This is a genomic window from Dysgonomonadaceae bacterium zrk40 (assembly GCA_016916535.1).
Classification (GTDB): Bacteria; Bacteroidota; Bacteroidia; order Bacteroidales; family Dysgonomonadaceae; genus Proteiniphilum.
This window is the reverse complement of sequence record CP070276.1, coordinates 2,518,728-2,540,687: the sequence shown is the minus strand read 5'-3', so window position 1 is coordinate 2,540,687 and position 21,960 is coordinate 2,518,728. Positions and strand designations below refer to the sequence as shown.

Below are 21,960 nucleotides of genomic sequence, written 5' to 3'. Positions count from 1 at the left end.
TTTGATTTACAATGAACAGCAATAAATTACAAAATATGAAGATATTTACATTCTCTCTCCTCACGCTCCTCTTTGTTGCAGGATGCACACAAAAGGATGCTCAGAACACTTTCCAAAACGAAGGCAATCCGCTGATAAAAAACAAGTTCACAGCCGACCCCGCACCATTGGTACAAGATGGTACACTTTACCTCTACGTGGGGCATGATGAGTATTATGAAGGTCAGGATAGCGCATCGGGAGGTAAGGAGTTCAACATCACTGAATGGCTATGCTATTCCACAGAAGACATGCAGAAATGGACCGACCACGGATCCGTGCTGAAACCCACCGATTTTGAATGGGGTGTGGGTGAAGCCTGGGCTTCACAGGTGATTGAGCATGAGGGAAAATTCTATTATTATACAACTGTCCAAGCAGGTGAACCCTATAACAGTAAAGTGATTGGTGTGGCGGTCAGCGACAACCCCACAGGTCCTTTTATCGATGCAATCGGGAAGCCCCTGATTACCGACGACATGACCTCCAATGGACCACGAGGTTGGTGGAACGATATCGATCCCACTTTCATCATGGACAAGGAGGGACAGGCATGGCTCTGTTGGGGCAACGGCACCTGCTTCCTGGCCCGTTTAAAACCGAACCTGACGGAACTGGATGGTGAGATTGAAACGGTCGATCTCCCCCTCTTCGTGGAAGGTCCCTGGCTACACCAACGAGGCGACCTCTACTATCTGACCTATGCCTCCATGGGTGAGGGACGTGAAACCATCTCCTATGCCACGGCCCCCTCCATGGAAGGCCCCTGGACACCCCAGGGAGAGTTGACCGGCATGGCGGAGAACAGCTTCACCATCCATCCGGGAATAGCTGAGTTCAACGGGAACTGGTATCTTTTTTACCACAACGCAACCCTCACACTCGATAGCATTGGAGGAGCCATTGGACGGCGCAGTGTCTGTGTGGAAGAGCTTCATTACAATCCCGACGGCACCATGCAGTTTGTAGCACAAACGACTGAAGGAGTTTCTGCACTTTAAGTACAGACATGAAAGGTTTAAAGAAGGAGAGATATCATCAGGGATTGTATCTCCCTATGATGTTTAGTTGATCACCGGTGAGATCCACCTCCAGAAGCATCGGTTTTCGGGGGCCAGGATTCTCATCGAGTGGTTGATAATGCAATGATAGCAACTCCTTGCCCTCAAACGTGGTAAAGAGCATCCCGTGTCCCGCATTTTCAGGGACAAGCGGTTTCTCATGCTGCTCCCAAGGGCCTTCCAACCGTCCCGTCAGTGAATACGCGACGCCCTGTGCATATCTTTTGTCACTCCAGCTGGACCATAGCATTCCCAGTCTCCCACTGCCGGTTCTGAAAAGAAAGGGTCCATCTGAGACAAAACCATTGAGTGACATCCCGAAGGTCAGCTCTCCGATCAATTGCATATCACGCGACCAGGCAGCGTCGTTGCCTGAGAATAATGTTGAGGCTTCACCCTCGGTACGGGAAAGATCCTCCGTCAGTTTGATTTGTCTGATCTCTCCGTTTTCAAGCTGCATCCAATCATGGTTGAAAACCAGGTAAGGAACTCCCTCCTCTTCGTAAAGGGTACCGTCGAGTGTAGACCACTCCTCCGGTAAATAGGGTATCTGCGTGACCGGACGGTAAGGACCCTCCGCCTGATCGGCCGTCAAGATATGAATGCCGCGTCGCAACACGTCACAGCGTTGGGGAACTGTATCGACAACAATATCGGTATTTGTAAATGTTGCAATACAGTAATATTTTCCTTTGTAGTAATGCAGTTCAGGAGCCCAGATCATGGGATCGGAGCCCATCCACGAAGTGGTGTCTATCTCGATGTAGCTGAAGGGACCTTCCCAGCTCTTCAGGTCCAGGCTTTTCCACATTGTTCCTCCTGAACCGGTAAGGTAGTAGGTGCGTGAGGCTTTGTCAGCGAAGATAAAAGGATCACTTGCTATCAATGAGTCAAAAGGAATTTTACGTAAATCACCCCATCGTAAACCTTGCAACAGGGTATAACGGGTCAACTCATCTCCATTGTTATCGGAGAACTTACACCCGCTCAGAAACACAAAAAGAGACAAAAGAAAAACGGTTGCTTGTATCATTCTACCAAACCTCCACTTGTCGCTGTATGACTTACGGCTGCACAAAAATATTCGATCCACTCTATCCATCACACTTTCTTTTTCTGTCACAAACATAACCCGTTTTTCCTGAAAAGTAGTGGCCAAACTAATTTTTTAAGAGGATTAATTAACATCTTTGAAAAAAAAAGAGCCTCACGGACAGGATGTGAACGGTTCGATAAATTTTGTACCCATCAATGAAAAAATAATCCTCTGTTTGATCAACCCTGTTTTCTATGTTTGCAGTTCATAAGTTTATTCATACTTTTGTTCTTCACTCGCAACGTTACCCTAAAATGAGATACCGGCTTCTGTTTTCTTTTTTTCTTTTAATCCACTTGACTTCGGTTATGTTGCTTCCGGCACAGAACAATCTCACCGGATACAATTACTCTTATCTCACCATCAATGAAGGGTTGTGCGACAATTTCATCCGGGACATCCATACGGATCAGTTGGGATTTATATGGATTGGCACCTCCAACGGGCTTGATCGCTACGACGGTTATGAGCTTAAACACTATTCAGCCGGTGAGGCCCTTCCAAATCGTTTTATTGAAAGTAACTACATTTATGACATTGCAGAAGATGAATCTTTGCATCTATGGGTAGCCTCAGATGCAGGCATCATGCGTATCGACCTCCAACATGAGGAGATCTCATTCATGAAAAATTTTGAAGGTGAAAACAGTGATATTCTCTCCTCACCGGTGCAGTCCATCTTTGTGGATGATTCACAAAACCTCTGGATAGGCAAGGGGGACTGCCTGGCATATCTCATTCTCAATCAGGAAAGGGAGATTGAAGAGATTCAGATCCTGAAAAAAAATGTGGATATCAGGACAATTGTCAGACATGGAAGTGAAATTTGGGCCGGAGGATTTAACCAGCTGCTCCGATACAGGATCAATAGCCCGGGAAAATTTGCACAGATTCCGCTTTCTACAACCACCGAGTTTTCTAGGATGACAATCAATACACTCTTTTCAATTGGCGATTACCTATGGATAGGCACGCGTGAAGGTTTGTTCTGTTTCAACACTCCAAGTGCAGAGATGACCCTCTATCATCACAACCCTGATAATCCAAACAGTATCTCATCCAATCATGTGACAGACCTGGCCACAAACGAATCAGGAGAAATCATCATTGCAACACGAAATGGAGTCAATATATTTCAGCGCAATGAGCAATTTGTCCACTACACAAAAGGAACAGAAGGTTTGGCTCTGAACGATAACATTATCAACAAACTCTATGTGGATGAGAATAACTCAATCTGGGTCGGCGCGATGTTTGGAGGCATCAATCTCATGACCCCCAAAAAGATTCATTTCACGCATTCACTGCAGGGGTCAGAAAACGAACGACCAAATATTATCAGCGCTGTGCTGGAAGATAAGGAGGGTAATCTTTTGGCCGGGGTGGTGGATGGTGGTCTAGCCATACAACTGAAAGGGGATGATTCTTTTACCATATACCGACATCATGCCGACAACCCCACCTCATTGTGTCACAACAACATCTCAGATATCGTTCAGGATTTCAGGGGCAATTACTGGATCTCAACGATTGGGGGTGGCATCGATAAACTATTAAAAGAGAATCTCTCAAACCCCAAGTTTGAACATTTCACAACCAGCAACTCCCAATTACTCTCCAACGAAATCCAGGACCTCTGTCTCGATCCGGTGAGGAACTCCATCTGGATCTGCAGCAGCCGTCACATCCAAATACTGGATTTTGCCACCGGCCAGATGAATCGCCTTCAACACTACACACGGTCGGGAGAAATTCCCGACCGCATGAATACAGTATTTGTTGACTCACAATCACGCCTTTGGATCGGGGGGAATGGAGTTTATATCATCGATCTGAAAGATTACAGGAACGGGTATGAATCGATCCATTACAAACAGAAACTGGATGACCCCGAGAGCATGATAAAAGAAAAAATAACTTGTATCCTGGAGACAAAAGACCGTGAAATATACCTGGGCAGCATGGGCAATGGCATCTACCAACTGAACCCAGGCAGTTCAAAAGGAAGCTACACCTTCACCAACTATGCAGGCAGATCAGGCTTATCGGACCAAAACATCTCTAACCTGATGGAAGACCTGAATGGAAACATCTGGATCAGTACGCTGAAAGGTATTTACCTTTTAAATGCCTTTACGAAAAGAGCAATCAAATTCGATGAAAAAGAGGGATTACAGGTTCAACAGTTTTACAAACGAGCAGGTTGTGAAACAACCGACCATCGGATAATACTGGGCACCACCAACGGGTTGGTTTCTTTCAATCCGCTTGTTCATCTCCCCAGGAAGAAAGAAAGAGTGGTGACGCTGACCAGTCTCTATTGCGACGGTGTCGAGATGATCCCCTTTCAGCATCCCAAAAACCTCACCTCATCCATTACACGGGCAAAAGAACTCCATCTCTACCCTCCTCACAATTCGTTCGAACTCTCTTTCAGCAGTCTTGATTATACCGGTCAGGACAAGATATACTATTTTCACCGCATCCTGGAGCTCGACGAAGATATCAATGTGGGTCTCTCCAAACGAACTGCCCGTTATACCAACCTGGATGCCGGCACATACACCTTTGAAGCGTGGTGCACCAATCAGGACAACAACTGGTCTTCAGAGCGAACCCAGCTCACCATTGTGGTACACCCCCCATTTTATCAGACCAGCTGGTTCTATGGGCTCATCGCATTGCTCATTCTCTCCGCATTGCTGTACATTCTTCATTGGTACAATCAACGTCAGAGGAATATACAACAGCTTCTGAAAGAGAAGATAGAAGACCGCACCGCTGCACTGACCAGAACCATCGGGGAGCTGGAACAAACACAAAGCGAAATCATCGACAAAAATGAACAGCTACAGTTGCAGAACGATGAAATCAACCATCAGAAGAATGCCATCTTTGAAATGTCCCAGCAAATGGAGCAACTGAACAGGGACAAGATCTCCTATTTCACCAACATTGCCCACGAGTTTAAAACACCACTGACGCTCATCCTCGGTCCTACGGGGCAATTAATCAGAGATACAGGCAATCAGGAGGGGAAAGAAAATCTGGAAATGATCAACAGAAATGCACGCTACCTCCTTTCCATGGTGAATCAGTTGATTGACTTGCATAAAATTGACACTAAAAACCTGACACTGAACTTGACAGGCTTCAACCTCGTAGAATTGCTCAATCAGACCGCTTTCGATTTTTCAGGTCTGATGCAGCAGAGATCAATTCAACTAGAAACAAAATACCGACTCTCACACAGTGATGTTGTCACTGACAAGGAAAATATCCATAAAATTTTGTTCAACCTCTTGTCAAATGCTGTCAAATACACTCCGGACAAGGGTAAGATAACCCTTCATGCCTGCCAGTTCACTGAACCTGTTACCGGCAGATTGCTGCAATACATCTCCGTCACCAACAGTGGCAGCATGATAGAGAAGGAGGAATCAGAAAAAATTTTCAATCGTTTTCACCGCATACCCAACCAACAGAATTATTCTCAATTCGGGCAAAGCAGTACCGGAATCGGACTGCACATTGTAAAAGAACTGGTTACACTGCTTCAGGGCCATATCACAGTGAAATCATCTCTGAAAAATGGTGTCTCTTTCAGGTTTTATTTCCCGGTATCCATCAGTAACAAGGAAGTGACAACACAACCGATGAAAACTGAACTACCCCCCTCCACCGAAGATATCATTCCACCATTCATCCCGCTGGACCGGAATCAACCCAACCTTTTACTGGTGGAAGACAATCCCGATATGCGCAGTTACATCAAAAAGATTCTTTCAGACAAATTCAACGTGGCAGAAGCAAACAATGGTGAAAAGGGTTACGAGATGGCGCGTAACATCCTGCCCGACTTCATTGTATCAGACTTGATGATGCCCGTGTGCGACGGGGCATGGCTCTGCCGAAAAATCAGAGAGAACGTGGAACTGTGCCATATCCCCTTTCTGCTGCTCACTGCCAATTCGAGTGAACAGGCTTATATTGAGAGTTATGAGAACGGCATCGACGGATACATCACCAAACCGTTCGAAGATTCCATCCTCTTGGCACAAATTGAAGCCATCATGAAGAACAGAAATTTACGACAACAGAAATTTATTGAGGATGAGATGAACATTTCGGTGCTTGAGGTGGGTCAGTCCGATCAACAGTTCATGGAGAAGGTGATGGTTCTGATAGAGAAAAATTTTGCCGATTCCAATTTTGGGGTCAAAGAACTGATAGAACAGTTGAACATGAGTTACACTTTGACCTATAAGAAGTTCATCTCAATTACAGGGGTCCCTCCGGTTCGCTTTCTGATGCTGTACAGGTTGAAGATAGCCAAACTAATCCTGGAGAAAAACAGAAACAACAATGTCATTGTTTCAGAGATTGCTTATCGTGTGGGCTTCAATGATCCCAAATACTTCACCCGTTGCTTTGTGAAACAATACAACATGACCCCCAGTTCCATCATAAGTCAGGAATCATAGGGGTCAGTTTCAATGATTGCTTTTAGCCAAAAGTATATCCGGGAGTAATTATACTCCCGGAAGAGGATTCAATTGAATCGTCAACTATTCAAAACGTATCCAGTCAATTTCAACCTTCCCGCCCTTAACGAGTGAGAGTTCCAAATCATGAATCCCTGTGGAAACATTCTGAAGCGGTACGACAATCCCCTGCCAGCTCTCTCCTGCCGGCACATTGATCTCGGCCAACAATCGCTTCTCGGAATCTACCGCATGCAATTGCACTTTGCTGTCTGTAGCTGATGATATCCTCATGATTATCTCTTTCTGGTCTCCCTTGCCGAAATCCACGCGATTATAGCGGACCCATGCCCCCTCGTTCAATCCCACCTTCCATCCTTCAAATGGATTCTCCTCATTGAGAAAGGCCGTTGAAGCCCCCTTTTCACTGATGGCACTGTATCGGTCCGGATGGATCTGAGTGGTGGCAGCTGTGATGCCAACACCCCGCAAGGTAGGAGTCACCTTCTGGATGGTGCCGTCAGCATTGAAAAAGAGTGAATCGATGCGAGCAGAACGGTTCTTATCGAATGCGGGGGAGTAATCGTTGTGATGATAAAAAAGATACCACTGGTTCTCATACTCCACGATTGAATGGTGGTTGGTCCAACAGCCTGTGGGTGACTCTTCCATGATCACTCCCCTGAAGGTGAAAGGTCCCATGGGATTGTCGCCGGTGGCGTAGGCCAGAGTCTCTGTGCTGTCCCTCACCCAGGGAAAGGTGTAATAATAGATTCCCTCACGCTCAAATACAAACGGTCCTTCCTTGAAACCCTCCGGCAATCCTTCAATCTGTACCGGCTCACTCGCCAGTTCAAGCATGTTATCCTTCAACTTTGCCACCGACATGCCACGTCCGGACCAGTAAATGTAGGCCTGACCATCGTGGTCGATCAGCACGCAGGGGTCTATACCGCCAACTCCCTCAATGGGCTTCTCTTCAGGTAGAAAAGGACCGTACGGCTTATCGCCAACGGCGACACCTATCGCAAAGCCGCGTCTGTTTTCACCTGCGGGGGTAGAGGGAAAATAGAAGTAATACTTACCATCCCGATAAACACAATCAGGGGCCCACATCGAGTAGGATTCAGCTGCTACCCAGGGCACCTTCTCCTGACTGACAATCACCCCATGATCCTCCCATTCGGTCAGGTTCTCGGAAGAGAAGACATGATAGTCCGCCATGCAAAACCATTCCTTGAGCCTTTCGATGGGACTGGGAATATCATGCGAAGGATAAAGATATATTTTTCCTTCAAAAACCCTGGCTGTTGGATCAGCCGTGAACTGATCCCTGATAATGGGATTCTGTGCATTGAGGGAAATGAGAAAAGAGACGAAGAGAATGACTATGATTCCCTTTTTGGTAATTTTTTGATACATACGATTCATGATTAATAATTCAACAATACCCATACGGCTCACAACGGGATGTCACTGCAATATGTGCGAACAAAGATAAACAATCTTTTCTTTCGCATGGGGGACGAATCTATATGAACGGTGGATATGGTTATGAGTCATGGGAAACTATTCAGACGCTGGCACATTGAAACTGCCTGTCGGGAGGATTATTCATATCTAAACGTGGACAAAACTTTTCTTCACGAAAAAATCCACCATTCTCAAAGATTATTTAACCCTTACCTCTGTGCATACCCCTAATATTGTGAAAAAAATGCCACGTTTGTTAAATTAATTTATTTTTTAAATTCTATTTCTATGAAAAAAAGAGTTCTGTTTTTCTTTATTTGCTTTTGTCTAAGCATTGCCTCATATGCACAGCTGCAGGTGAGAGGCACTGTCACGGACAATCAAGGCGAACCGATTCCGGGTGTTACCATCCTGGAAAAAGGAACCCAACACGGCGTAATCACTGATATTGATGGTATCTACAATATCGCTGTTGAAGGGCCGGAATCCATACTGCAGTTTTCATTTGTAGGCATGGATACATGGGAAGTTGTGGTAGGCAACCAATCAGTCATCAATGTGGTGATGAACGAAACGGCTACAGACCTTGATGAGATTGTGGTGGTTGGTTACGGTACCATGCGTAAGAGCGATATCTCGGGTGCCATCTCATCGGTCAGGTCAGATGCTCTTGAGAACATCGTCACGTCAGATGCTGCGGCAGCCCTTCAGGGAAAGGCTTCCGGGGTGCAGGTGCTGACCAACTCCGGTGCTCCCGGACAAGGGGCCTCGATACGTGTACGCGGCTACTCCTCCAACTCCGGCAATATCGGTCCCCTTCTTATTGTGGATGGCTTGCAGGTTGACAACATCCAGTACCTGGATCCCTCAATGATTGAATCAATCGAGATTTTGAAGGATGCTGCCTCGGCAGCCATCTATGGTGCACAGGCCGGCAACGGTGTGGTATTGGTAACCACCAAGTCAGGCGCATCGGCCATCGGCTCTTCCAGCATCAGTTATGATGTAAGCTATGCCAACCAAAGCCTTGCACGTCACCCGCAAATATTCGGTGCGGATGATTTCATTGATTATAAAAGAATGTCAGGCCTGCCCATCGATGCACAGCTGGAGGCAAACAACTATGACAATACCGATACCAACTGGTTTGAAGCGGTATTCGCCCCCTCCTGGAGTCAGAAGCATACGGTAACCTTCCAGGGAGGCAACAACCAGGGTAACTATTTCACCTCTCTCAACTACATCCACAACGATGGTATCGTGAAGGGAGAAAAGGATGTGTACAAACGTCTCTCTGCTCAGATCAACGCCGATTACAACATCAAGAGCTGGTTGCAGGTGGGCACCAACAACTCCATCGAAAAATGGTCTACCCGATCGGTTCCCCATATGTCACAATATGGTTCATTGATGAACTCGGTGCTGACCATTGACCCCTTGACCCCTGTATACTATTCCGGTCCGGATCAATTTGCACCGACCATGAAGCAGGCTTACGATGAGGGTAAGATTATCCTCAGGGATCCCGACAACGGGCTCTATTATGCCACCTCCAAGTATATCACCGATGACAGTGGTAACCCGCTGTTGCAAAGAGACCGGGTGGACTCCGAAAACAAGGGTGTTACCCTTCGGGGTATGATCTTCGGGAACCTTAAACCGGTGAAAGGGCTTGTGATCACCTCCCGTTTGGGCTACAGGGTTTCACAGAGCAACTCACACAGCTTCAACACTCCCTATTATGCAACTCCCCAGGCAAAGTCGGACGACTACAACATCTCTGCTAACGCCAATACCGGGCTTTACTATCAGTTTGAAAATTTTGCCAACTACAACATCACCCTCGATCAGCATGCCATCACCGCCATGGCCGGTATGTCATACATCGAAAACAGTTGGGACAACGTGAGCACCAGCGCACAGGGCCCCGATATCCTGACAGGCTATGAGCCCAACTTCCGTTACATGGATTATGTGAAGAGCAACATGGTTGACGGTGAGGAGAAGACGGTGAAAAGCTATGGCAATCTCCCCGGAAAATCGGCCCAGATGTCCTACTTCGGACGTCTCATCTATACCTATGACAATCGCTACACCCTTCAGGCCAACTTCCGTGCCGATGCGTTCGACTCCTCCAAACTACCGGCAGACAATCGCTGGGGATATTTCCCCTCCTTCTCAGCTGGATGGACCGTCAGCAATGAAAAGTTCTTTTCCGAGAACCTCAACATGGATATTTTTTCTTTCCTGAGACTGCGTGCCTCTTGGGGTCGTAACGGTAACATCAACGTTCTCAATGATTACAGATACAGCACTACCATCGCTTATAACAGCTCATGGTATCAGTATGGTGTAGAAGATAGCGGTCCCTCATATGGATCCAAACCCTCCGGACTGGCCAATCCCAACCTCAGATGGGAAACTTCCGATCAGCTCGACCTGGGTGTTGAAATGAGATTCCTGAGAAACAGACTTGCTATCTCAGCGGATTATTACGACAAGAAAACCAAAGATTTGCTTGTAAATATCAATCCGGTTCCGGAGCTCGGTGTTGCCGAAACGACTGTAAACGCCGGCTCTGTTCTCAACAGAGGTCTCGAACTGGAGGCATCCTGGAGAGACAACATTGGTCAGGATTTCAGCTATTCTGTCAGCGCCAACTTCTCCACATTGCACAACGAAGTCACCTTCCTCGATCCATCCATCGCACGGCTGGAAGGAGCCACAGGTGGTGTAGACGGCACCAACAACCCGATCCGTACTGCCTTCGAGGTGGGACATCCTATCTGGTATTTCAGAGGTTACCAGTACGAAGGAGTAAATCCTGAGACGGGTGAAGCCATCCTCACCGATATCAACGGTGACGGCAATATATCCGATGGTGACATGACCTATCTTGGAAAGGCAATACCTGATTACACCTACGGCCTGAACATCAACCTGGCATACAAGGGTGTTGACCTGAGCATGTTTGGATCAGGAGTAGGCGGCAATGATATCTTCACCGTATTGTACCGTGCCGATACCCCCATGCGTAACTCACTGAAATATTATTATGACAACGCCTGGACACCCGAAAACAAGAATGCCTCCATGCCCAATCCGCAGGCTGTCGCTACCGACTGGCATTTCTGGGGATCGTCAGCTTCCATGTTTAGCGGTTCTTACTTCAAGATCAAACAGCTTCAGCTGGGATATACCCTTCCGGTAGAGATTACCCAACAAGCACTGATCAACAAGCTGAGACTATATGTTTCACTGGATGACTTCTTTACCTTCACCTCTTATCCAGGTGTTGATCCTGAAACAGCTACCGTCAGCACTGCTCCCCAAAGGGCTGGTTTCGACAACGGTACCTATCCGCAATCGAAGAAGATTACTTTTGGTCTTAACATCACATTCTAATTCAATAAAATATAGACATGAAAAAATATATACTTCCTCTACTCATCACTGCTGTCACGATATTCTCGGCATGCAACGAGGATCTCCTTGACATCCCCCAGAAAGGGGTGATCAGCATTGACTCCTTCTACCAGACCGATGAGGATGCCGAATCAGCTCTGGTAAATTTATACGGAGATTTCATCACCAACATTGGAGGCAATGATGGCATCTATGTTCCGTACAACATCATATTCAACTACTGTGCAGACAATGTGCTCGCAGCCGGTGAATTTTATGGGGACAATGATCAGTTTGCCAGCATCAATGAATTTCGCTTCGACTCGCAAAGCTCTGTAGTCTATCAATTGTACAGACGTTTGTATTTCGTAATCTATCACTCCAACCTTGTTATTGACAACTTCGAATATGGAGAGAGCGCTGTCAAGGACCGCTGCATCTCCGAGGCAAGGGTCATTCGTGCATGGTGTCACATGACGGCAGCACTGGCATGGGGTACTCCTCCCCTGGTGGATCATCTGCTTGCACCCGAAGACAAGCCCGCCAACTACGAAGGGACGCACGAGGATCTGCTCAAGTGGTGTGCCGCTGAATGTGCCGACGCAGTTCAATACCTTGACGAGCGTGCAAGCACCTCCGACAAGGAAGGTGCGGTGAAAGTGACCAAGGGATTCGCCTGGGCGGTACAGGGAAAGGCTTTGCTGAATGCCGGCGACAATGCAGGTGCGAAAACAGCGCTCAAGAATGTAATCACTTCCGGCAAATATGCCCTTGTACCGGGTGAAGAATATGGAAACCTTTTCCATCTCTCCGGCGACGGAAACGAAGAGAAGGTGTTTGAACTGAACCTGATCAACAACGCCAGCATCGGCGACTGGGACGGAAAGATACAGCGCTCTACCTGGATGGAGATGAACCTCTGGGGTTGGAGATCCTCCCGTCTGGCTGCTTCTCCCACGATGCAGGCCGATCAGGGATGGGGTGGTCTGGCAGTTGAAGAGACCTTCGCGAATGAATTTGCGAACAATGACGGTGACTCCTATCGCCGCAAAGCGACCATCATTTCTTATGAGGAATTCCTCACGGAACTGGAATGGCCAAGTGATGACGGTGACATCAACGGGATGACCAAGGCTCAGAAACTGGCTGACCCCAACAGAGGGATCATCAATCCCGACGGGCTTTACGGGCAGAGCAACTACCTGCAGAGAAAACACATCGTTGCCAAGGAAGATCGCTCCACAAACTGGTACCGCTTCAACAACTTCATCATCATGCGATACGCCGATGTGCTGCTGATGTACGCTGAAGCATGTGCCCAGACAAACGACAATGATGGACTCCAGTACCTTCAAATGGTGCAGCAGCGTGCCGGTTCTGACTATGTGAGCTCCACGTTGACACTTGCCGATGTGAAGAAAGAACGCAACTATGAGTTGTGGATGGAAGGATCACGCTGGGTCGACATGAAACGTTGGGGAGAATTTGAAAAAGCAAAGAACGCCGGTAAGCACATTCCTTCCCTGAAGGATGCCTTCATCAATGATGGGGAAGCTGCACACAGAGGCTATCTCACCTACTCAGAGCCCAACGCAGGAAAGCAGGTTGGCTTCCAGGCCGGAAAGCACGAGTGGTTCCCCTATCCCTACAACGTTACTTCCATCAATCCGAACCTCGTACAAAACCCGGGATGGTAAACCTTTATTCTTTTGTTTTCTGATGATTGTCTGCCGGAGTGTCGAATCATTTCGCCTCCGGCAGATATTTATAAATGATCTACCAAGAATTTCAAAAATCAACTCAAAATGAAAAAAACAACATTTCTCGTTGTTCTGGCGATGATCTTCCCATTGATGATCGCAGCCCAGGAATTTCCGGAAGGCTCTTTTCCAAACGAACACAACCTCGAGGGAGTGCAATGGCCCCGTGTGGATGATAAAGGACACACCTACTTCAGGGTATTTGCACCCAATGCAAAAAATGTGCAGATCAGTTTCCGCGGGCCCATGACACGTGAGGCTGACGGTTACTGGACTTACGTTTCGCCTGAGCCGGAAGCGGTGGGCTTCCATTACTACCAGCTTGTCATCGACAGTGTCAACGTGGCCGATCCCGCTACCAAGTCCTACTACGGCATGAGTAAATGGGTGAGTGCCATCGAAATACCTGAAGGATTGCCTTACGACAAGACACAAAACGTACCGCATGGTGAGATCAGAATGAAGAAATACTGGTCGGAGATGACACAAGCCTGGCGCATGTGCTATGTATACACCCCACCCCAGTACGACCAGGACACCAATCAACGCTTTCCCGTGCTTTACCTACAGCATGGCGGGGGAGAAGATGAAACAGGATGGGTGTTCCAGGGACGGATGGGAGACATCATGGACAACCTGATCGCCGAAGGCAAAGCGGTGCCGATGATCATCGTGATGGATCGCGGCTATGCAAGAGTCCCGGGAAGTGAGCCCATGGGCAGATTTGACAATCCTGGCATGAACGCTTTCCTTGCCGGTGCCAACGCACCTGCACCAGCTCCTGGTGCTCCCGCAGTCGAGCGACCTGCACGCCCAGCAGCACCTTTTCGATTCCAAAGCGTATTCCCTGAATTACTGGTCAAGGAAATTGTCCCGATGATTGACAGCTCCTTCCGCACGAAAACGGATCGCGAAAGCCGTGCCATGGCGGGCCTCTCCATGGGAGGCATGCATACCTTCCAGGTGGTGATGCCCAATCTGGACAAATTTGCCTATCTCGGCGGATTCAGTGGTGGTGCCGGTGGTGTGGACCAGATTGAGACGTTGTATGACGGGCTCTTGACAAAGCCTGAGAAATTCAACAAACAGGTTAAACTGATGTTCCTCAGCATTGGCGAAGAAGAACACCCTGAGAGGGTAAAAGCGTTTGCCGAAGCATTGCAGGGAAATGGGTTGGAGAATGTGGTCTACTACGAATCACCCGGAAGTGCGCATGAATGGCTCACCTGGCGTCGTTCGCTCCGTGAGTTTGCTCCGCTGTTATTCCGTTAGGCAAAAACAAGGATTTGAGTGATGAGGCTGTCTCTAATATTGAGATAGTCTCTTTTTTTTTGTACAATCTGTAACATCCTGAAAGAACTTTAGGCCAAAAAGTGAAGTTGTTCAAATGTTTTTGGCTGCTAATTCTATATTTTTACCTTATTGCTTCCTTATATCCACTCCGATAATTATTGGAGTGGATATAAGGGTGCAATAAGGGTGCAATAAGGCTAGAGGCTCTGAGAACCCTGAATCGTGCTGTAATAGGGTTGTCCAAACAGTACCTTAAAAGCAGAAAACAGCTCATTTTGTCGAAATAAAACCCTAAAGGATAAATGATTCAACCAAAAAACCAACAAATAAATGAGACATTAAATATCTAAATAAGGAAGAATCATATCGAATATTGGAATTTTGAATCGATTATTCATTGTTCATTTGTATTAATTTTGATACCAAATACAGAAGATAAGTTAAATTGCGTTTTCTATCATTGAGGCATTTTTTACAATTGATACAGATCACCTAATTACCATAAGAAGATAAACAACATGAAAAAAATGAAAATTGCGTTGCTGCTCACGGCAGCGGTAGCCTTCACGACATGCGGCAACAACCAGGTCAAGGAAGAACCAGGTTTAAAAGATGTCCTTCAAGACAAGTTTCTTATCGGCGTTGCACTCAACACCCGACAGGCAGCCGGTCATGACTCGGCAGCCACTAAAGTCGTACAGCAACATTTCAATGCCATCGTTGCTGAAAACTGCATGAAAAGTGCTGAGATCCACCCGGAAGAAGATCGTTACGACTTCACTCAGGCCGATGAGTTTGTTCAGTTTGGAGTCGACAACAACCTGACTATCACGGGACACTGCCTGATATGGCATTCACAACTGCCCGCCTGGTTTTGTGTCGATGAGAACGGTGAGAATGTAAGCCCTGAAATCCTGAAAGAAAGGATGAAGGAACACATCTATACCGTTGTAGGACGTTACAAGGGCGTCATCAAAGGCTGGGATGTGGTCAACGAGGCAATCATGGAAGATGGATCATACCGTAAAAGCAAGTTTTACGAGATCCTGGGAGAAGAGTTCATTCCATTGGCATTCCAGTATGCGCAGGAAGCAGATCCGGAAGCTGAACTCTATTACAACGACTACAACGAATGGTATCCCGGCAAGCGTGAAACAGTTGTAAGACTGATCAACACACTCAAGGAACGTGGCATTCGCATCGACGGCATCGGGTTGCAGGGACATGTGGGAATGACCAATCCAACCATTGAAGAATATCAGGCCACCATCGACGATTACGTGAACGCAGGGGTAAAAGTTTTGGTTACAGAACTGGATATGAGCCCGCTACCCGAGCCACGCAGAATGGGAGGTGCCAATCTTGCCGACAGGGAAGCATACCGCAAGGAGATTGACCCCTATACCGAAGGACTGCCTGAGGAGGTTGCAGAAGCCTGGGACAACAGGATGATGGATTTCTTCGATCTGTTCCTGAAAAACAGCGACAATGTGTTGCGCGTTACCATGTGGGGAGTAAGTGATGCCGATTCATGGAAAAATAACTTCCCCGTAAGAGGACGCACCGATTACCCGTTGCTTTTCGACAGAGATCACCAGCCCAAAGGGGTAGTAAACCAATTGATCAGCAAGCTTTCGGAACAATAAACCTACGGATGATCCTGATGAATATATTGCAGACAAATGAAGGAGAGGGACCAACCCTCCTTCATTTGTGCAATTTCATCCATTGGGAAACATCAGCCCGGGTTCAGCGATAACAACTGTTTGTTGGCAGACATATCGAACAGGAATGGAAAGAATCTCCCTGATGGCATGATGTTAATTCGAATCATTTTCCCAAACAGGCTCTTGATTTTGTAAAAAATCATTTTACCTTTGTGTGAAAATCTGATTAACTGCAAAGGGATTCTCTCCTGTTTCCGGGTAAAGAAATGACGAGGATCTGAATATTTTAAACTGTACAAAGATTTTGACATACTTAATTAAACATATGTTAATCAAAACATTGTGCACATACACAAAATAGTGAAACCCTACAAGTATGCCATTCTAACAGTAGAAGAGATTGCAGATTAAACCAACAGACGGAGAGATGATTTCGATTATTACAGCATCCGTGCACGTGCACATGGATAAAAAAAAGTATTAAATATCTAAATATTGTAATAAAGTATCTAATATTGGCAGTAACGAATGAGTGTTTATACCTAATTTTACAAACAAATAGTGATAATCTTATGCGAGACACGTAGAATGATTGAGAATTTTTAACAGATCAGATGATTTATACATCTAAAAAGAATTACTTGTTTAATCTAATCAAATCAGAGAATGAAAAGAAAAATTTCGAATCTAATGAGAGGAATATGTCTCACCTTGTTGTGCGCATTTTCCTTATCTGTCTATGCGCAGAACATTACCGTAAGAGGTACTGTATCTGATGTAGCAGGAGAACCCCTGATTGGCGTGACCGTACAGGTGGAAGGTGAATCCACCGGAACGGTGACCGACCTGGATGGGAGGTTTACCTTAAGCAATGTACCATCCAATGCAACGCTGCTTGTCACTTATGTGGGAATGCAGCCTCAGTCCATCGCGTTGAACGGAAGAACAACCCTTTCGGTTACAATGACTGAGGATACTGAGTTGCTCGAAGAGGTGGTTGTGGTTGGCTACGGCCAGCAGAGAAAAGAGAGTGTGGTGGGTGCCATTGCCCAGACCAATGCTAAAGTTTTGGAACGCACCGGTGGTGTGAGCAGTTTGGGTCAGGCCCTGACCGGTAACCTTCCCGGCGTGGTCACCATGACCACTACCGGTAAGCCCGGAGAAGAAGACCCCGAGATTACCATCCGTGGGGTCAGTTCATGGAACGGAAGTGCTCCCCTGATCCTGGTGGATGGTGTGGAACGACCCATGACCGGAATCGACATCAACTCAGTGGCAACCATCTCGGTATTGAAAGATGCCTCTGCCACGGCCATCTTTGGTGTGCGCGGTGCCAACGGGGTTATCCTGATTACCACCAAACGAGGTGAAGAGGGGAAAGCCAACGTAGACATCAACGTGAGCACCACCATGAAGACCTATTCGAAGTTGCCGGAACTGATGGACTCCTATGATGCCCTGATGTTGCGCAACCAGGTGATAGAAAACGAACTGGGATATGCTCCCAGTCAGTGGGTGAACTACAGACCCCACGACATCATCAACAAATATCGTTACCCGGCCAACGTAGAAGAGTTTGAGCGTTATCCCAACGTGAACTGGGTAGACGAGCTGCTGAAAGATGTGGCCACTTCTTACAATGCAAACGTCAATGTATCGGGTGGTACCCGCTTCGTGAAATATTTTGCCAGCTTGGACTATGCACACGAAGGAGATATCTACAAGACTGTGGACAACAACCGCGGTTATGATACCGGATTTGGTTACGACCGTATCAACGTGAGGAGCAACATGGACTTCTCACTGACCAAATCAACCACCCTGCGGATGAACCTCTCCGGATCTCATGCCGTATCAAAGGGAACCAACTACTTCCAGTATGAAAATCTGGTATGGGCTGCCTTCTATGGCATTGCCCCCGATATGTTCCGCCCCAAATACAGTGACGGATCGTTCGGGTACTATCACCCCAACCCTTCACAGGCTACCACAAACTCGATGGAAGACCTCAGCGTGAACGGTGTGGGCTATACCACCAGCGACCGTCTTTATACCGACTTTACGCTGGAACAGGATCTGGGATTTCTGCTGAAAGGGCTCTCCCTCCAGGGAAGACTGGCCTTCGACAACAGTTTCCAGGAAACCAACCGCGGTATCGATGATACCAACGACTGGGAAGACAACCCGCACAAATGGATCCATCCCGAAACAGGGGAGGTATTCACCGATGTGACAGTTGACGGAAACAACAAGTTTGACTACCAGAACAACATTGCCTGGATGACCGGCGCAGGTTCTGTAAACAACGGCGCCACCTACCGCAGGCTCAACTATTCAGGACAGCTCAACTACATCAACAGCTTTGGCGACCACAACGTGGGTGCCATGGGGAATGTAAGCCGTGAGCAGTATGCTACCGGAAGCCAGTTGCCTTTCTATCGTGAGAACTGGGTTTTCCGTACCACCTACGACTATGCCAGACGTTATATGCTGGAATACAACGGTGCCTACAACGGTTCCGAGAAATTCTCTCCTGAATACCGCTTTGCTTACTTCCAGTCGGGTGCTGTTGGATGGATGTTCTCTGAAGAACCTCTGATCAAGAGTCTCGACCTGAAATGGCTCGACATGCTCAAATTCAGGGCATCCTACGGTCAATTAGGGGATGACAACATTGGCGGACGCTGGCTCTACATGGACTCCTGGGGCTACGGTGGTGCTTTCAACCAGGCTCTGACAGGAATCAATCCCACAAAAAGCCCTTATCAGTGGTATTATGAGTCGCAAGTGGGTAACCCCAATGTACACTGGGAAATAGCCACCAAGCTTGACATTGCAGCCGACTACGCCATGTTCGGTGGTGTGATCTCCGGATCGGTCGACTTCTTCAAGGAAAACAGATCCAACATCCTGCTCGATGGTAACCGTCGTTCGGTACCCTCCTATTATGGTACTACCGCACCGACCGCCAACCTGGGTGAAGTGGAAACCAGTGGTTACGAACTGGAGATGCGCTGGAACAAACAGCTCAATAGCGACTGGCGCCTCTGGGGGAATGTATTCTATACGCATGCAGAAAACAAGGTGATTGAAGCCGACGATCCTCTGTTGAAACCGGAATACCAGAAAGCAGCCAACAAGGCCATTGGCCAGACCTACGCACATGTGGACTACGGTTATTACAACAACTGGGACGAACTATACGGAACTACCGGACACGATGAATCGGATGATGCCCGTATCCCGGGTAACTACATCCTTCTCGACTATGATGCCGACGGTATCATCTCTACTTTCGACAACATTCCCTACGGATTTACCGGAGTGCCCCAGAATACCGTCAACACCCAAATTGGTGCCGATTACAAGGGATGGAGTGCTTTCGTTCAGTTCTACGGTGTGAACAATGTAACCCGCTACGTGGGTCTTCAGAGTCTGGGTGGCATCAAGAATACCGCCTTCAACGAAGGAACATACTGGTCGAAAGACAACAACAATGCCGATGTACCGTTGCCAAGGTGGGGAACCATCGCCAGTGGCTTCACCAGCGGCACGCGTTACCTTCATGACGGCTCCTATCTCCGTCTGAAATATGCCGAAGTTTCCTATACTTTCAGCCAGGAGAAATGGTTGAAGAATGTAGGATTGAACAGCCTGAAAGTGTTCGCCAACGGCAACAACCTGTTCCTGTGGACCAAAATGCCGGATGACCGTGAATCCAATACCGGTGGCAATTCCGCATACCCAACACAGAAACGTTTTAATTTAGGATTGAGAATCTCGTTATAACCATTCATATGATGAAGACAAAATTAAAATATTACCTATACGCACTGGCAACCACCCTGCTATTGGGTGTTGTTTCATGCACTGAATACCTGGACAGGGCTCCGGATTCGGTGATCGCACCGGACGATGCCTACAAGAACTTCACGAACTTCCAGGGATTTGTGGAAAGGATGTATCATCTCACCCCCGACCTGGCAAAGCATTACTGGGTAAGCTCCTTCAACTGGGGTGAGGATGAAGTATTGACAATTGGTAACGGTGAATATCTGATGGGATTCAGCATCGACAGAGGAAACTACCGCGACTATATCGGCAATGGAGCCTCTTTTCTCGATCGAAACTGGAGTCCCGGTGGCGACCGTTTTGCAAAATCTGTCTGGGGCGGTTCCTGGTATGGTATCCGTGTGGCAAACATGGGGTTGCAGGCGATTGCCGATGGAAAAATGACCGATGCAAGCCAGGAGGAAAGAGACCTGGTGACAGGACAACTATACTTTATGCGCGCCTGGTTCTACTTCCAGCTCACACAGTATTGGGGCGGACTCCCCTATATTGACACTGTGCTTCCCAGTGATGAGCCTCTTACCCTTCCGCGTGAGAGCTACAGGGAAAATGCGGAGAAGATGGCAGCAGACTTTCAGAAAGCGGCAGACCTTCTGCCGGTGAACTGGGACGACACCGAAGTAGGCCGTCGCACTTCAGGAAACAATGCATTGCGTGCCAACAAGATATGGGCGCTCTCCATGCTGGGAAAAACCTATCTCTATGCAGGCAGCCCCCTGATGGCCAACGGCATCAATGGTCCGCGCACCTACGATGCGGAGATGTGCAAGAAGGCAGCCGACACCTTCGGACAACTGCTTAGCATGGTGGAAACGGGACAGACACAGTATGCACTGGTTGATTTTGAAGATTACTCCTCACTGTTCTATACCATGCAGCAAAACTGGCTGATGCCGGGAGGTACCGAAGCGATTGTAAGAAGCCCGACCTACGGTCCTGATTCATACTGGCGCCAGATGAACTCCTACCAGCCCTCAGCCATGGCAGAAGGTGACGGTATCGTACTGGCACCTGCGGCAAACTATGTAAATTACTACGGAATGGCAAACGGCATGCCGCTCAACGACCCCGAATCGGGATTTGACCCCACTCACCCCTGGAAGAATCGTGATCCTCGTTTCTACAACGACATCATCTATGATGGAGTGAAAGTGGTTTCAGGAACCATTACCAACCCGACGGACGAAAAATGGCGTTATGCCAGTCTCTATACAGGAGGAGACTATGTAAATGACCCCCGTACCGTAAGCCGTACCGGTTACCTGAACTACAAGTTCATTCCGCTTGGAGCCAACAAGTGGGACATCACCTACGGCTACAGCTACTCCACCCACTTCCATCTGACATGGGTACGTCTGGCCGATGTATACCTGATGTATGCCGAGGCAGCTGCACAGGGTTACGGATCTCCCTCAGGGAAATCTTCCAATTTCTCCAAGAATGCCGTAGAAGCATTGAACACCATCCGTGAGCGTGCCGGTGTTGACCCATTGGCTGACAAGTATGCCAACAACCTGGAAGGGTTCATGGGCGAACTGCGACGTGAAAGAGCGGTAGAACTTGCATTTGAGGGTCACCGCTTCAATGACCTGCGTCGTTGGCTGTTGCTGACCGAATACCCCTACAACATCAAAACCAGACAACATTTCGACAGGGCATCTGAACTGGATCCGAAAGCAGATCCGAAAGAGAATGCCGTACTGAATTGGGATGAAGAGGTGATTCAGACACGCAACCTCACCAGTAAACATTACTGGCTGCCCTTCAACACAGATGATGTCAGCATGTATCCGGAGTTTTACCAAAATCCCGGTTGGTAACAAACTGAAA

At 47.6% G+C, this 21,960-nt stretch carries 10 protein-coding genes and 1 pseudogene; 9 read left to right on the top strand and 2 right to left on the bottom strand.

Going from position 1 to position 21,960, the window contains the following annotated elements:
• Positions 1–35: 35 nt before the first annotated feature.
• Positions 36–1,040: a glycoside hydrolase family 43 protein gene (locus tag JS578_10575; protein ID QRX63300.1), complete on the top strand. Its 1,005-nt coding sequence runs from the start codon at positions 36–38 to the stop codon at positions 1,038–1,040.
• A gap of 37 nt (positions 1,041–1,077) precedes the next feature.
• On the opposite strand, the gene JS578_10570 is transcribed toward JS578_10575, so the two are convergent.
• Entirely contained in the window at positions 1,078–2,133 is a 1,056-nt protein-coding gene (locus tag JS578_10570) for a family 43 glycosylhydrolase (GenBank protein ID QRX63299.1), read from the bottom strand.
• A 317-nt stretch (positions 2,134–2,450) separates the two neighbouring features.
• Here JS578_10570 and JS578_10565 point away from each other — a divergent pair.
• Together JS578_10565 and JS578_10560 are read left to right on the top strand one after the other, a co-directional pair.
• A pseudogene (locus JS578_10565) lies at positions 2,451–4,967 on the top strand (hybrid sensor histidine kinase/response regulator).
• Between the two features lie 129 nt (positions 4,968–5,096).
• The gene (locus JS578_10560; protein QRX64994.1) at positions 5,097–6,680 is read left to right on the top strand and encodes a response regulator; all 1,584 of its coding nucleotides are present in this window, start codon (positions 5,097–5,099) and stop codon (positions 6,678–6,680) included.
• 84 nt (positions 6,681–6,764) lie between these two features.
• Here JS578_10560 and JS578_10555 read toward each other — a convergent pair whose 3' ends face one another.
• On the bottom strand, positions 6,765–8,102 hold the full coding sequence (locus JS578_10555) for a family 43 glycosylhydrolase (GenBank protein ID QRX63298.1): 1,338 nt from the start codon (positions 8,100–8,102) through the stop codon (positions 6,765–6,767).
• A 339-nt stretch (positions 8,103–8,441) separates the two neighbouring features.
• Between JS578_10555 and JS578_10550 the strand changes: the two genes are divergently transcribed.
• The 6 genes from JS578_10550 (at position 8,442) to JS578_10525 (ending at position 21,950) form a co-directional block, all read left to right on the top strand.
• On the top strand, positions 8,442–11,558 hold the full coding sequence (locus tag JS578_10550) for a TonB-dependent receptor (protein ID QRX63297.1): 3,117 nt from the start codon (positions 8,442–8,444) through the stop codon (positions 11,556–11,558).
• A 17-nt stretch (positions 11,559–11,575) separates the two neighbouring features.
• Entirely contained in the window at positions 11,576–13,255 is a 1,680-nt protein-coding gene (locus JS578_10545) for a RagB/SusD family nutrient uptake outer membrane protein (GenBank protein ID QRX63296.1), read from the top strand.
• Positions 13,256–13,411: 156 nt separating this feature from the next.
• Positions 13,412–14,590 carry an esterase gene (locus JS578_10540; protein ID QRX64993.1) on the top strand — a complete coding sequence of 393 codons (1,179 nt, stop codon included), beginning with the start codon at positions 13,412–13,414 and terminating at the stop codon, positions 14,588–14,590.
• 539 nt (positions 14,591–15,129) lie between these two features.
• Entirely contained in the window at positions 15,130–16,257 is a 1,128-nt protein-coding gene (locus JS578_10535) for an endo-1,4-beta-xylanase (GenBank protein QRX63295.1), read from the top strand.
• 687 nt (positions 16,258–16,944) lie between these two features.
• The gene (locus JS578_10530) at positions 16,945–20,067 is read left to right on the top strand and encodes a TonB-dependent receptor (GenBank protein ID QRX63294.1); all 3,123 of its coding nucleotides are present in this window, start codon (positions 16,945–16,947) and stop codon (positions 20,065–20,067) included.
• A gap of 11 nt (positions 20,068–20,078) precedes the next feature.
• Complete coding sequence (locus tag JS578_10525; GenBank protein QRX64992.1) at positions 20,079–21,950, top strand: RagB/SusD family nutrient uptake outer membrane protein; 1,872 nt, start codon at positions 20,079–20,081, stop codon at positions 21,948–21,950.
• The last annotated feature ends 10 nt before the right edge of the window (positions 21,951–21,960 follow it).